Source organism: Pseudomonas avellanae BPIC 631 (genome assembly GCF_000444135.1).
GTDB lineage: Bacteria > Pseudomonadota > Gammaproteobacteria > Pseudomonadales > Pseudomonadaceae > Aquipseudomonas > Aquipseudomonas avellanae.
The window spans coordinates 1-14,252 of record NZ_ATDK01000580.1; the positions used below are offsets into that span (position 1 = coordinate 1).

8 protein-coding genes are annotated in these 14,252 nt (G+C 61.5%); 2 read left to right on the plus strand and 6 right to left on the minus strand.

All coding sequences use genetic code 11. The annotated features are described in order from the left end of the window. The coding region (locus DW49_RS0127240) for a thioesterase domain-containing protein (RefSeq protein WP_024421035.1) at positions 1–1,470 on the plus strand (1,470 nt) is incomplete at its 5' end. 422 nt (positions 1,471–1,892) lie between these two features. Here the strand turns inward: DW49_RS0127240 and DW49_RS0127245 are convergent. From DW49_RS0127245 to pvdM, 6 genes are all read right to left on the minus strand, one after another. After that, positions 1,893–4,298 (minus strand): TonB-dependent siderophore receptor, encoded by a 2,406-nt coding sequence (locus DW49_RS0127245; RefSeq protein ID WP_005617171.1) that lies wholly within the window; start codon positions 4,296–4,298, stop codon positions 1,893–1,895. A gap of 189 nt (positions 4,299–4,487) precedes the next feature. Then, positions 4,488–6,719, minus strand: coding sequence for a TonB-dependent siderophore receptor (locus DW49_RS0127250; protein ID WP_005617172.1), 2,232 nt, complete (start codon positions 6,717–6,719; stop codon positions 4,488–4,490). Between the two features lie 309 nt (positions 6,720–7,028). Continuing rightward, on the minus strand, positions 7,029–8,693 hold the full coding sequence (locus tag DW49_RS0127260; RefSeq protein ID WP_005617182.1) for a cyclic peptide export ABC transporter: 1,665 nt from the start codon (positions 8,691–8,693) through the stop codon (positions 7,029–7,031). A 65-nt stretch (positions 8,694–8,758) separates the two neighbouring features. Continuing rightward, a complete protein-coding gene (gene pvdO, locus DW49_RS0127265) occupies positions 8,759–9,631 on the minus strand; it encodes a dihydropyoverdine dehydrogenase (RefSeq protein ID WP_005617185.1) in 873 nt (290 codons plus the stop codon). Positions 9,632–9,679: 48 nt separating this feature from the next. After that, on the minus strand, positions 9,680–10,963 hold the full coding sequence (gene pvdN / locus DW49_RS0127270) for a pyoverdine-tailoring periplasmic protein PvdN (protein ID WP_005617188.1): 1,284 nt from the start codon (positions 10,961–10,963) through the stop codon (positions 9,680–9,682). A gap of 42 nt (positions 10,964–11,005) precedes the next feature. Continuing rightward, entirely contained in the window at positions 11,006–12,349 is a 1,344-nt protein-coding gene (pvdM, locus tag DW49_RS0127275; protein WP_005617190.1) for a pyoverdine-tailoring dipeptidase-like protein PvdM, read from the minus strand. A 179-nt stretch (positions 12,350–12,528) separates the two neighbouring features. Between pvdM and pvdP the strand changes: the two genes are divergently transcribed. Then, positions 12,529–14,163 carry a pyoverdine maturation tyrosinase PvdP gene (gene pvdP, locus DW49_RS0127280; RefSeq protein WP_024420052.1) on the plus strand — a complete coding sequence of 545 codons (1,635 nt, stop codon included), beginning with the start codon at positions 12,529–12,531 and terminating at the stop codon, positions 14,161–14,163. Positions 14,164–14,252 lie beyond the last annotated feature (89 nt).

A 14,252-nucleotide genomic window follows, 5' to 3' on the forward strand; every position in this document is an offset into this window, starting at 1 on the left:
TACGCCGGGCGCATCGACCACCAAGTGAAAATTCGTGGCCTGCGCATCGAGCTGGGCGAAATCGAAGCGCGTCTGCATGAGCATGCAGGTGTGCGCGAAGCCAATGTGATCGATATCGATGGGCCGTCGGGCAAGCAGCTGGTGGCGTATCTGGTGCCGACCGACGTTGACCAAGCCCCGGATGCTCTGCGCGAAGCCTTGAAGACGCACCTCAAGGCTCACGTGCCGGACTACATGGTGCCGACATACTTTGTCTTCATCGATGTGATGCCGCTGACCGCCAACGGCAAACTGGATCGCCGCGCGCTGCCCAAACCGGATGTCAGCCAGTCGCAGCAGGGTTACGTCGCACCGCGTACGGAATTCGAGCAGCGTTTGGCGGCGCTGTGGGAGCAGGTGTTGCAGGTCGAACAGGTCGGTCTGAACGACAACTTCTTCGCGCTGGGCGGGCACTCGCTACTGGCAGTTTCGCTGGCGGGGAGGATTCGCGAGACGTTCGATATCTCCATCAAACTGCATGATTTTCTACTGATGCAGACCCTCGGTGAGCTGGCCGATTTCATGCGCGCTGACGAGGCCAGGGTCAAGTCAGCCGTCATCGCCATGAACGCCAATCAATCCGGCGCTGCGCCACTGTTTTGCCTGCCACCGGGCGGCGGCGGCACGTACTCGTATTACCCGCTGGCGGGTCAATTGAACGACAGCCGACCGGTTTACGGGCTGGTCAACAAGGCCTACGTGGTGCCGGGCTGGTTTGATACGTCGTGGCAGGAAATGGTTGCTTATTACGTCGAGCAGATTCGTACGACACAGCCGCACGGGCCTTACAACCTGCTGGGCTGGTCGATGGGTGGCGCGCTGGCCATCGAGGTGGCGCATGTGCTCGAGCGTGACGGCGACACAGTGAGTTTCCTCGGGCTGGTGGACACGCAACTGCCTGCGTCGCTGGCGATGGAGTGGGTCGAGGAAGCGCCGGAAGTCACCACACAGAAACAGGGCGAAAACTATTACCGCAGCCTGATCAAAAGCCTGCAGGCGTTTGTGCCGGGCTTGCAGGAAGCGTCGATTGTCGGCCTGATCGAAACCGCCCGGCACTCGGTTGCCAGCGAGGGTGAGGTGATTGACTGGGTGGTGGACAAGGTTGCACAGCAAGCCGGAATGAACGCCGACAACCTGCGCAGCATCTTTCAGGACATCGCCGTGCAGGACGAGATCGAAACCGGTTACAAACTGCTGGAAGCCAACGCGCAACTGAGCCAGGCGTTTACCCTGAAAAAGCTCAACGTGCAGGCCGATTGCTGGTGGGCCGGGCAGAGCCGCGCGCCCGGGCAGATTGCCAGGGCTGAAGCGGTACTGCTTGAACAGTGCTCGGTGAACGGGCTGCGCAGCTCGATAACGGTTGATCAGCGGCACGACAACGTGGTGCTCGCGGAGGCTTTTCTGCAGGGGCTTGCCGAACGGCTTGTGTGACGCAGAGCGTCACGAACGGCATTCCCACCTGTGGGAATGGACCGGGCGACGCTTCGCATTTGTGGGATCTGCTGGGAAATGGCAATAAAACAGGGTGTCCACAAAGCCTCCGTGGGACTTGTCCGCGATGGGCTGCGAAGCGGACCCAAAACCGGCCAACCTGGTTGTATCTGGTGCACCGAGGCGGCTGGTTTTTGCTACCGGTTCCCGGCAGTTCGCGGACAAGCGAAGCGTCGCCCGGTCCGCACACACGACGCGCTTCTGCCCGAAGGGCGTGGGAGCGGACTTGTCCGCGAAAGGGCCGGTACATTTTCCGAAAATGCGTCGTCTGAAACATCGTCTTCGCGGACAAGTCCGCTCCCACAAAAGTGGGCTGCCCCCAAAAGATCTGTTTATAACTATAACTGGTCAGAGTCGGGCTGCTAAAAATCCCCGCGCAACGTCAGGACGTAGTTGCGCGGATCGCCGTAGTAGTTGCCGCGGTCGATGTCGCCGGTGGCCTTGTAGTATTTACGATCGAGCAGGTTGTTGCCGTTGAGCGCCACTGACCAGTGTTCGTCGATTTTCCACGAGGCCCGCGCGTCCCAGATGGCGCGGCCGGGGTTGTCGATGGGCTGGGTCGTCTCGTGTTCCGAGTAGCCGCTTTGCGCCGACACACCGCCACCGACAGTCAGGCGACGCCAGGTGCCGGGCAGGGTGTAGCTGCTGGACAGGCGCAACATGTGCCGGGGTGTTTCTGCCGAAATAGATTGCCCATCGCTGCCGCGCGTAAGGTTGAAGGTGTAACCGGCCAGGGTCTGCAGCCCAGGCAGCGGCTCGCCACTGATTTCCATGTCGATACCCTTGCTGCGCCGGATGTCGCCATTGAGGTAGCAGGTGCCGTAAGCGTCGTTGCTCAGGCACTGGCCCGCATGGGCATCGTCCTCGACCGCCACGTCTTTCTGTTTCACATAGAACAGCGCAAAAGACACGTTCAGGCGCTTGTCGAACAGCTCGCCTTTGATGCCGGTTTCATGGCTGGCGCCGATGGCCGGATCAAGGAATGCGCCGGATGCGTTTCGATAACCGCTCTGCGGCAGAAAGATATCGGTGTAGCTGGCGTACCACGACCAGTCGCGGTTCAGGTCGTAGATCACACCCAGAAACGGCGTGACCTGATTGTTTTCCTGGGCGCGAGTGGTCACGCCTGCGGACTGGCTCTGATAGTCATACCAACTGACCCGGCCGCCCATGACCAGGCTCAACGACTCGGTCAGGCTCAGGCGCAGGTTGCTGTAAACGCCATAACGCTTGTCGCTGTAGTCGGTGCTGCGCCAGGCCGGACGCGCAGGTTCTGCAATCGCGTTGTGATCGGTATTGAAGATGTCCAGCGGCTGATTGGCGTTGACGGTGGCGTAGCGAGAATCACGTTTTTGCTCGGACCAATTGCCACCGACCGTCACCTGATGGGTCAGGCCAAAGGCGTCGAAACGACCGTCCAGGTGGCTGTCGAAACCGTCGCTTTGCAGCGCGTCCGAGCGAAACAGGGTTTTGACCAGACGCGAACCGCTTTGGGTCGCAGGGTCTATGGCACCTTGTGCATAGGCGACTTTCTGCTCGAAAGCGCCATCGGAGTGAGTGGCAGACAGCGTGCCGCTCCAGTTTTCGTCAAAGTGGGTTTCCAGTTCGCTGAACACTTCGTCGGTTCGCGTCTGGTGGCGGTTCCAGCCCTGCGCCAGCGAGGTGGCGCGCGGCAGATCGACAGCCTTGCCGTTGCTGTAGCGGGGCAGGCCGAAAATCGAAAAGCCGTGAATGTCCGCGCTCTGATGGCGCAAGCCCAGGGTCAGTGTGGTGTCTTCGCTCAGGTCGGTTTCCAGAATGCCGTACAGCAGCGGCGCGGTTTTTTGCAGCCCGTCGATGAAAGAGCCACGGTCTTCGTAAGAGGTTACAAAGCGCCCGCGCACGCTGCCCGAATCGTTGAGCTTGCTGCTGGCGTCCAGATCGACGCGGTACTGGTCCCAACTGCCGGCGCGGGTGGTGATCGACAGCTGCGGTATTGCGGTCGGCCGCTTGCGCACCAGATTGACCGCGCCACCGGGGTTGCCCGCACCGATCAGCAGCCCGGCCGCGCCACGCAGCACTTCGACGCGGTCGTAGATTTCCATGTCCGGGGTCATCCAGCCGGTCACGCTGTAACCCTGACCGGCCACGCCATCAATGGTGTAGCTTTCGTCCTCCAGCGCAAAGCCCCGTGAGCTGAACACATGAGAGCCGAAATTGCGTTGCGAAAAAGTGATGCCGGGCGTTTGCGCCATCACCTCGTCCAGGCCGGTGAGGTTCTTGTCGTTCATCAACTGGCGGGTCATGACGGTGACTGACTGCGGGGTATCACGCAGCGACTGTGACGTCTTGTTGATGATCACGCCGGTGGCCGCATACGAACCGCTGCCTTCGGTGGTGATACCGAAATGGTCGCCTTTGATTGCCACCGGCCCCAGGTTCATGGGCTGCGCGGAGGCGGCGATGCCGAGGATCAGGGTGTTGGCCTCGAAGCTGTGCGCCACGTCGGCTTTTTTCAGCAGGTCCGCCACCGCCTGTTCAGGCGTCAACCTGCCGTGTACCGCGCTGCCGAGCTTGCCGTTCACATCGTCGGGGTTGTAGAGGATTTGCAGGTCGCCTTGTCGCCCCAGTTCCTTGAGGGCACTATTCAGGGCCTGTGCGGGGATATCGAAGTCGAACTCTTCAGCCAGTACCTCGCCCTGAAAAGCCAATGCCAGCACCAGCCCGCCCAGACGCAGGCCACACGTTTTCACGCGTCCTGTGCGCAGGCGGCTGGAGGGTGTTGGCATGGGAGGGGTGGCTCGTTGAAGTCGAGGGTGCAGGATAAATGCAAATCCCTGTGGGAGCGAACTTGTTCGCGAAGACGGTCGTTCAGACAATGCATTTTCGGAGAACATACTGACTTATTCGCGAACAAACGAAGCGTCGCCCGGCTCGCTCCCACGGCCTTCGGCCACAATCAAAAGCCTGGACTCAGATTAGAAATCCCCCCGCAAGGTCAGGACGTAGCTGCGCGGTTCGCCGTAGACGTTGGAGCGGTCGGTGGCGATCGAGGTGCTGTAGTACTTGCGGTCGAAGAGGTTTTCGGCGTTGAGCGAGACCTTCCAGTTCTCGTCCAGTTTCCACGAGGCCCGCGCATCCCAGATGGCCTTGCCGGCGACACCCAGCTGTTTGTTGGACGGCACTTCGTAGCCAGAGTCCGCCGACACACCGGTGCCCAGTGTCAGGCGGTTCCAGGCGCCCGGCAGGTTGTAGCTGGTGTTCAGGCGCAGCAGGTGTTTCGGCGTTTCGTAGGCGACATCCGAATCGCCATTGTTGCGCAGCATGTTGAAGGTATAGCCGCCGAACACTTGCAGACCCGGCAGTACTTCGCCGCTGGCTTCGACGTCGACACCCTTGCTGCGGCTGATGCCGTCCTGCAGGTAGCAGGAGCCGTCGGAGCTGGTAGGGCAGAGCTCGGTAGTGTTCACGTCCACGCCGGCTACATCTTTTTGCTTGATGTAGAACAGCGCCATCGACAGGTTCATACGCTTGTCGAACAGCTCACCCTTGAAACCGGTTTCGTAGTTGGAACCGATGGCCGGGTCCAGTGGCGAGCCGCCAGCGGTGACGTAGTTGGCTTGTGGCGTAAAGATATCTGCATAACTGGCGTACCACGACCAACTGTCGTTGATGTCATAGATGACGCCTGCGAACGGGGTGAATTCCTGAGTCTGTTTGGATTCGTAACTGTTGGCTGCGCCGGTTTTGACGTCGTACGTGTAGTCATACCAGCTCAGGCGGCTGCCGAGCACCACGCTCAACGGTTCGCTCAGGTGAATGCGCGTGTTGGCATAAAGGCCTGCGCGTTCTTCGGTGGTGTCGATGTCGGTGGTCCAGGCCGGACGCGCGGGCTTGGCGAACGCGCTCTGGTTGACGTCGAAAATATTGATCGCGGATCGGGTTAGTGCAGTAGCCTGATGCGTATTGGCGTTCTGTTTCGACCAGTCGGCGCCCAACGTCACCTGATGCTCAAGGCCGAAAGCGTTGAAGTTACCTTCCAGTTGGGTGTTCAGGCCGGTGCTGTCCACTTCGTCTCTGCGAAAGAGTGTGTTCTGGAAGGTAGAGCCTGCCAGCGTCGTAGGGTTGACCGCTCCCCTTGCATACGCAATAGCCTGGTCAAACCCGCCCTGCGAATAGGTCAACGACGTCTTGCTGATCCAGTCTTCATTGAAGCGGTGCGCGACTTCGGTAAAGACCTCGGTCATGTCGCTTTCGAGACGGTTCCACTTCTGCGCCAGGTTGGTCGAGCGCGACAGGTTCAGCGACTGGCCATTACTGTAGCGCGGCAGGCCATAGATCGAGTAGCCGTTGATGACTTGCTCCTGGCGACGCAGGCTCATGGTCAGGGTGGTGTCATCGCTCACGTCGGCTTCGACGATGCCGTACAGCAGCGGGGTGCGGCTGTCGCGGCCGTCCAGATAAGAACCGCTGTCATCGTAGGCCGCCACCATGCGCCCGCGCACCGTGCCCGAATCATTGAGCTTGCCGCTGCCGTCCAGATCGACGCGATACTGGTCCCACGAACCTGCGCGAGTCGTGATCGAGAACTTGTTGTCGGCCGTCGGGCGTTTGCGCACCAGATTGACAGCACCACCAGGCTGACCGGCACCGACCAGCAGGCCGGACGCACCGCGCAGCACTTCCACGCGGTCATAAATGGCCATGTCCGGCTGCATCCAGCCGGTGATCTGATAGCCCTGACCGCCTATGCCGTCGACCAGAAAGCTTTCCGCCAGCAACGAGAAGCCACGCGAGGTGTACACGTGACCGCCGAAGTTGCGGTACTGGAAGGTGATACCGGGCGTGTCTTCCAGCACTTTGCTCAAGCTGTTGAGGTTGTTGTCATCCATGACCTGCCGAGTCATCACGCTCACCGATTGTGGCGTTTCACGCAGCGACTGCGGCGCGCCCTTGCCGATGCTCACCGCGCCCGTGGTGTACGAACCGGTGCCGTCAGTGGCGGTGCCCAGGTACTGCGAGTCGATTGCAGTCGGCGCCAGGTTGACCGTGGCTGTTTGGGTCGAACCGTCTGCGGCGGCTTCCTGCGCCTGTGTGGCGACCGGCATGCAGAGCGCAAGACCCATGGCCGCCATGGATGGCCGGGAACGGAACATCTGACGGAGCAGCAGCGCATTGCTGAGCGGGGTGAGGCGTGACGGGTTGTGCATGAATTGGCTCTTTCCAGTGGGTATCGGCAAGGAGATTGGGAGCGTTGTTCAGGTCTGCGCAGTCGGGTTCAGCCATCGACAGGGCAAAGGTGAGCAACTTTTTTTATTGGGAACCAGGCAGGAAAATGGCTGTCCGCAGCAGTTCGCTGTTAATGAGAACGAAAGCGATTAGCGATTATTTAATGAATTTTTCACAATTCCCGAAAAAAGATGGCGCTTGGCTATCTGGCTGGGTCGGGCGTGACTGCGCCGGGCAACAAAAAGCCCCGCTCGCGGCCAGGCCGGGCGGGGCGTTTCAATGCGCCTGACTCAGGCGGGAGCGGCCTCGTTGAGCACCTGCTCGACCTCGATCCGGCCCGCCTGCATGCGTACCAACTGATCGGCGATGTAGAAGTAGCGGTCGTCGTGGGAGATGACGATGATGGTTTTGCCCTGTTGCTTAAGCTCCGGCAGCAGTTCGGTGTAGAACACGCGCCGGAACGCCGGGTCCTGGTCAGCGGCCCACTCGTCGAAGACCAGCACCTGACGCTCGTCCAGCCAGGCATTGATCAGTGCCAGGCGCTTGCGCTGGCCGGTGGACAGATCGGTGGTGGTAAACGCGCCGTCCTTGATGCTGACCTTGTGCGCGATGTCCAGCCGCTCCAGGTATTTGCCGGCGTCGTTCGGCAATGCGGCCTCACCCTGCAGGGGCTCATCGAACAGGTAATAGTCGGCAAAGATCGTGGTGAACAACTGGCGGTAATCGTCGAGATTTTCCGGGGTTACGGCTTGGCCATTCAGGTGGATTTCGCCCTGTTGCGGCGTGTACAGGCCCAGCAGCAGTTTGATCAACGTGGTCTTGCCGCAGCCGTTTTCGCCGACAATGAACACGATATCGCCCTGTTTGATGCTCAGGTCCACCGGGCCGAGGTGAAAGGCGTCGCCGCCCTCGACCGGCGGGTAGTCATAGCGCAGGTTGTGCAGTTCCAGGGTCTGCATATTCGCCAGTGAGTTAGGGCGGTCGCTGACCAGCAGGTGCGGTTCGGGGCTGGAAAACTTCCACGACAGCTCGGCAATACGGCGCATGGCGATCTGAGCGCGGCTGATGCCGGGCAGGGCGGTAATCAGACGTTCCAGCGGGCCTTTCATGTACAGCATCACCAGCACGAAGCCGCCCAGCACGGTTTTTTCAGTGGTGGGCCACATGGCCTGGAAGGCGATGGCCATGCCGATCACGGCAAAGAACAGCATTGAACCGAAGGTTTCCGCGCTGACGAAGATGTTGGCGGCACGAATGTTCGAGCGGCAGATGTTTTCGGTGGCACCGTGAATCTTCTCGTCGAGCATGTGCTGACGGCGTTTGCGCTGAATGCGCAGCTCCTTGGCACCTGCGGACAGCGCCTGATAGTGCTTCTGCAGTTCGTCTTCGCTGTTGCGTGAGGCCAGAATGCTGCGCATGCCGACTGCATGGGCCAGGTACTGCGCGCCGGTGCCGAGCACCACTGTGAGCACGGTCAGCGCCAGAATCTGCCACGACAACAGCGCCAGATAGGTCAGGCAGCCCAGGGTGACGGTGAACGAAATCACCATCGGCGCGACCGACAGGGCAAACGTGCTGAGGGTGTTGACGTCGTTGAGCAGCACCGGAATCAAACGGTGCGAGCGGTAGCGCTCCAGTTGCTCGATGGGCGCGACCAGCACCTTGGCGGCAAGCTCGCGACGCAGATTGGCGACCACGCGCTGGCCGACGTAGTTGGTCGACAGGTTGGACAGTGTCGAGCAGGCCAGGGTCAGCACACACAACCCGGCGAACAGCAGCGCGGTGTGGGTGTCTGGGCCGCCGGGCATGTTCAGCGCAGTGTTGATGGTGGCCAGCAGGCCGGTGACGCTCAGGCCACTGACGATGCCCAGCACGGTTGACAGCGCCACCAGCCACCAGAACGGCTTGAGGATCCTCAGGGTTTCCCGGGCGAGGCTTTCAGTTTTGCGGGTCATGGTGTGTCTCGTCAGTGTCCGTGAGTGCGGCCTGCATCCATCGCAGGGCGCGCGCATGAAGTGCGTTACAGGTCGCGCGCGACCCGAAAGCCCAGCCAGTCGCCACGCACGTCGGGCTGGCGGCTGTTGCGATTGCCGGAGCGGGAGAAGATCGGCGCTTCGGTCCAGTCATTGCCGCGAATCATCTTCCAGGTGCAATCGCCGGCCAGCCACGCGCTGCCATCGGTGGGCGCGCCGTTGTAGTTGCTGGTCTCGCAATCGGCGGTCCATTCGTAGACGTTGCCGTGGGCGTCGTAGATGCCGAAATCGTTCGGGCTGTAGCTGCCAGCCGGTGCGGTGTAGCTGAAACCGTCTTCCGGGCCGTAGGTGTTGGCGTGCTTGGCGATGCTGTACGGTTTGCCTTCGTCCATCGGGAACGGGAACGAACCCTTGCTGCCGCCGCGTGCCGCGTATTCGCGCTGGGCTTCGCTGACCATGTGGTAAGACTTGCCGGTCTTCTTCGACAGCCATTCGACGTAGGCCTTGGCCTCGTTCCAGTCCATGCACACCGCGGGCTGGCGCGCGGTCAACGGGTAGCGTGGCTTGCCGGCCTTGCACTCGCGGCCTGGGCGGGTGTCGCCGTCCGGCATTTTGTAACCGGAGCTTTTGATATAGGCGTCCCATTCGCCGGCCAGTACCTGAAACTGGCTGATGGCGAACGGTTTGGCGAAGGTCACGTCATGCAGCGGGCCTTCGTCCGGCTGGCGGCCCATTTCTTCCTCGGGCGCGCCCATGGTGAAGGTGCCCGCAGGCAGCACGACCATTTCCGGGCAATCCTTGCAGTCCTTGAATGTCTTACTGGGCGCGGGCACCGGCACCGAGACGGGCGTGGCGGCGAGGGCGGTGCCGCCCAGCAACAGGCCGAGCACGACGGAAAGGGACAGCAGTGTTTTTTTCATGACGGGTCTCGATGGAAAACGGAAAACAGGTGATTCAGTGCGTGCGCGTCAGGCGCGCTGGCCGAGCAGGGCCATGAAGCGGTCGATTTCGGCTTCGTTGTTCAGCAGCCCTGGCGCCGTGCGGACTACCGGGCCGACATCGCGGCTCACCGCATCGACCACCATGCGTTGTTTCATCAGCCACGCGGCCACCTCGTCACTTTCCTGGCCCTTGAGCCGGAAGAAACTGAAACCCGCCGACAGTGCCGGGTCCATCGGCGTCACCAGCTCGACATTCGGCTGTGCATGAAGACGCTGCTTGAGGTAGCTGTTGAGCTCGTGAATGCGCGACTGCACCTCGGCCTTACCCAGTTGCAGGTGCAGCTTGAACGCTTCGTTCAGCGCCCAGCGATGCTCGAACGAGTGATAGCCGCCGGGCGTCATGATCGTGCCGAAGTGGGTCGCCTCCGAGAACGTCGGGATCAACGGCGTGAGGTCCTTCACCTGCTCCGAGCGGGCGCAGACGATGCCGGTGCCGCGCGGGCCAAACATCCACTTGTGCGTGCCGGCGACATAGAAGTCGCAGTTCATGTCCGGGAAATCCAGGTTCTCGACGCCAAAGCCGTGCACGCCATCGACCACGTACAGGATGCGATCCTTGTCGTCACGGTTGCGGTTGTGTTCTTCGACCAGATCACCGATGGCGCCAATCGGCAGTTTCACACCGCTGCCGGACTGCACCCAGGTCATGCCCAGCACGCGCGTCTTTGGCTGAATGCTGCGGGCGATGGAACCAATGATTTCGTCTGCCGAAACAGTGGCCGGGTATTTGAACAGGCGAATCTTGCGCACCTGCGTGCCTTCGCGCTGCTGACGGAATTTGAGGATGTCGCGGGTGCAGGAGTGTTCGTGCTCGGTGGTGAGGATTTCCTGATCCGGGCGCACATGAAGACCGCCGTAAATCATCGACAGCCCTTCGGTGGTGCTGCCGGTCAGGGCGATCTGGCCGGGTTGGGCGTTCAGGTACTTGCCCGCCCAGACGCGAACATCGTGTTCGCGGCGTTCGGTTTCCTGCAAGTCCCAGTCCATCGCCAGGCCAGGATTGCGGTCGATGTGCGCACGATGCTGTTCGATGGCGTCGCGCACCGGTTTGGGGTGCGAAGTGACCAGAAAGTTGGAAAAGTGGACGTAATCCGGGTCCTGATTGAACAGCTGTTTAAGGCGTGCCCATTTGTCTGTGGCGGCTGGCTCGGGCGCTGTTTTTGATTCGGCTGCTGTTGCCAGGCTGGAGCCCAGTGGCAGGGCGGCAGCGAGTACGCCGGCCTGCTTGAGGAAGGTTCTGCGGTCAGTCATGAGCGGTTTCGCCTGATGATCGGATAACGGCGTTTGAAAGGTTCATGGTTTGGCCGCCGGGCGCGCCGAGGCTTGAACCTGTTCCCAGACGCGCAGGAAATTGCCGCCCCAGAGTTTGGTGATGTCGGCTTCGGCGTAACCGCGTTCGATCAGCTCGGCGGTCACGTTGCGGACCTCGCTGACGTCGTTGAAGCCTTTCACGCCGCCGCCATCGTTGAAGTCGGAGCTGATGCCGACATGGTCGATACCGATCTTCCTGACCGTGTAATCGATGGCGTCGACGAAATCCTTGACCGTGGCCTTGGGTTCTTCCTCAAGAATCGCGTACAGCTTGCTGGCGTAGGCACCGAAGCGCTGTTCGGGCCAGACGGTGATGATCGGGTCGCCGGGCATCAGCGCCATGGCCAGATTCGGCAGCGGCGGCAGGTCAAAATCCTCGCGCAGGGCGTTGAGCTTGTCTTGGGTCTTCTGGGTCAGCGGCTTCAAATACGCCGGGAATGCCACGATCTGCACCACGCCGCCGCTCTGTTTGATGAGCTGCATTTCCTCGTCACTGAGGTTGCGCGGGATGTCCACCAGCGCGCGCGGCGCCGAGTGCGAGGCGACCATCGGCGTACGGCTCAACTGGCTGACCTGCAGCAGCGCCTTGCTCGACATCTGCGACACGTCGATGATCACGCCCAGGTCATTGAGGCGCTGCACCGCCTGCTTGCCGATCTCCGACAGGCCGCCCAGTGCGTCGGGCGTGTCGTTGAGGAAGGGCAGGGGCCGCGAAGAGTCGGCCCAGCTGTTATTGCCGACGTAGCTGAAACCGAACATGCGCATGCCACGCGCGGTCCAGTGGTCCAGCAGGTTCAGGTCGTCGCCCAGCGGGTAGGCGTTGAGCATGCTGATGAAGATCGCAAACTTGCCCTCGCCGTGCAGGCGGCGCATGTCGTCCGGGGTGTAGGCAATGCCGACCTGATTGGGAAAATCGCGGACCATGCCGGTGATGATCTTGTAGCGCACTTCCTGCTGATGACGCGCTTCGTCAACAAAGCCGGGGGTCGGACGATGCGGGGCGTTGTCGCCGTTCCAGATTTCCGGCCAGCCGAAGATCGTCAGTGCCGCGCCGGAGAGCCTGCCGCGGGCGGTTTTCACCAGGTCGAACTGCCCCGAACCGTCCTTGTCGGCCTCGTTGCCCTCGCTGCCGAACTTCATCGGCACGGTGATGTGGCTGTCGAAGGAAATGATCCGCTCTTGCAGGTCGTCGGCCTGCTTCATCACCTTGACCGGGTAACCGGCAGGCGACCAGTAATTCCAGGCCAGAAAACCCGCGCCTGCACTGATGGCCAGAGCCAGCGGCAGGCCGATGAAGAGAGCCTTTTTCCAACGCGGTCTTGTCATTTCCGTCTCGTTTGATTAACCGTTGCGCGGCCTGCAAGGGCCGTTGCTATCTGGTGGAGAACGAGCGGATGGGCGAAAAATTTAGCGCAACGTGCTGTGTGCAGGCGTTGAGCTAAATTTGTCTGTCGGTTTTACGTTCTAGCTTGGATAACGGCGGTCTCGGGTTGAACAGGTAGGCAATGACGATTTCTCGACGAGGGTTCATGGCAGGGCTGGCGCTGACCGGCGCGGCGCTTCCGGCTGCTTATTACGCGCACCGCGAACTCACCCGAGTCGAGGAACCCGTGACGCCGGGCGAGGCCACGGCCGGGCCTGCGGACACCGCCACTCAGCGCCTGGCCGACAAGCTGCGTGGCGTGTGGACCCTGCGTTTCGAGGGCCGCGATGCCGGGCTGAGCGGGGCGCCGCTGCAAGGTCTGGAAATGTTTCTCGACATTGCCCCGCGTGGGCGCGGCCTGCGCGGCTATATCGACACCGCCGGGCAGTTGCGTGGCGATGGCATGCCACGCTTTCGGGTGATCGGCGACCTGCAACCGGCCAATGCCGCGAAACTGTATCTGCGGGTCATGGATGGGCATGCGGGCAATGATCCGCACAGCGACACCCCGGATTATGAATTCAGCCTGACCCTCGATGAAGTCTGGGGCGCGTTCGGCAATGCCGGCAGTGGCACGCTCAGCGGGCGTGTCGATCGACTGGATCGGCCATTGGCCCTGCCGGAGCTGGAAAACCGCCTGATCGCCATCAAACAGGTGTTTCCCGAGGCGCGTGAGCGGGTGGGTTTAAGCCCGCCGTTTCTGGCCTGGCTGGTTTCAAAGGAACACCGCCTGTTTCACCAACTCTGGCATGCGTCTCGGGATAAATGGCACAAGCTGCCCGAAGACAAGCGCGATGCCCTGCGCGGCATCGGCTGGCAGCCGGGGCCCCGCGACAAAGAACGTGATGCCCGTGGCCCGCACAAGGACCGCAACGGTTCGGGTGAAGACTTCTTTTACATGCACCGGCACATGCTGATTCAGGCGCGCAAGATTCAAGACCTGCCGTCGTGGCCGCGCTTTCCGTTGCCGCAACCGGAGCTTGAGCGTGACCGGCTGGGCTTTGCCCGCTACTTCGACAATCACGATGGCTGCGCCTTGCCGCCCAACTGGCTGGCGCAGGGCGACGAGGAATACACGCAATTGGTCAGTGACATCAAAGGCCACGAGACGTACCACACGCATTTCGAGGTGTGGGAATCGCAGTACCGCGATCCGCGTTTTCTGTCGAAGCTGACGTTGGGGCAATTCGGTTCGCAGGTCGAGCTGGAGCTGCACGACTGGCTGCACATGCGCTGGGCCTCGGTGGCCCGCGACCCGGCCAACGGCCAGCCGGTGCCCATGGCACGCCGCTCGGATGACTTCGCCGAGCGCTGGTTCGAGCCGGAAAACGACTTTCTCGCCGACCCGTTCTCGTCCCATGTGAACCCGGTGTTCTGGATGTTCCACGGCTGGATCGACGACCGCATCGACGACTGGTTCCGCGCCCACGAGCGTTTTCATCCGGGCGAAGTGAAACGCCTGGAAGTCAACGGCGTGCCATGGTTCGCGCCAAGCCGCTGGGTTGAAGTCAGCGACCCGTGGCTGGGCCCGGAAACCCACGGTTGCAGCACCGTGCCGGGGCAGGCGGCGGGCACGACCATGGAAATGGACCCGGAAGTGATGAAGCTTGCGCTGCGGATTACCTTTGCGGCGGATGACAAATTGAGCAACCTGTTACGCCGCGTGCCACGCAGACCGTGGTATGCAAGGAATTTGTTGCCGGACAGGTGGTTTTAGCGAACGGCATGCCGACGCAGAGCGTCGCACGATAGTTGAGATTATCGTTCCGTGCGCTCCAGTGGAATGCAGCTCTCGACGCTCTGCGT

Coding starts and splice junctions, on each gene's coding strand:
- pvdN (WP_005617188.1), bottom strand. CDS start 10,963: ATGACTGACCGCAGAACCTTCCTCAAGCAGGCCGGCGTACTCGCTGCC.
- DW49_RS0127260 (WP_005617182.1), bottom strand. CDS start 8,693: ATGACCCGCAAAACTGAAAGCCTCGCCCGGGAAACCCTGAGGATCCTC.
- pvdM (WP_005617190.1), bottom strand. CDS start 12,349: ATGACAAGACCGCGTTGGAAAAAGGCTCTCTTCATCGGCCTGCCGCTG.
- pvdO (WP_005617185.1), bottom strand. CDS start 9,631: ATGAAAAAAACACTGCTGTCCCTTTCCGTCGTGCTCGGCCTGTTGCTG.
- pvdP (WP_024420052.1), top strand. CDS start 12,529: ATGACGATTTCTCGACGAGGGTTCATGGCAGGGCTGGCGCTGACCGGC.
- DW49_RS0127245 (WP_005617171.1), bottom strand. CDS start 4,298: ATGCCAACACCCTCCAGCCGCCTGCGCACAGGACGCGTGAAAACGTGT.
- DW49_RS0127250 (WP_005617172.1), bottom strand. CDS start 6,719: ATGCACAACCCGTCACGCCTCACCCCGCTCAGCAATGCGCTGCTGCTC.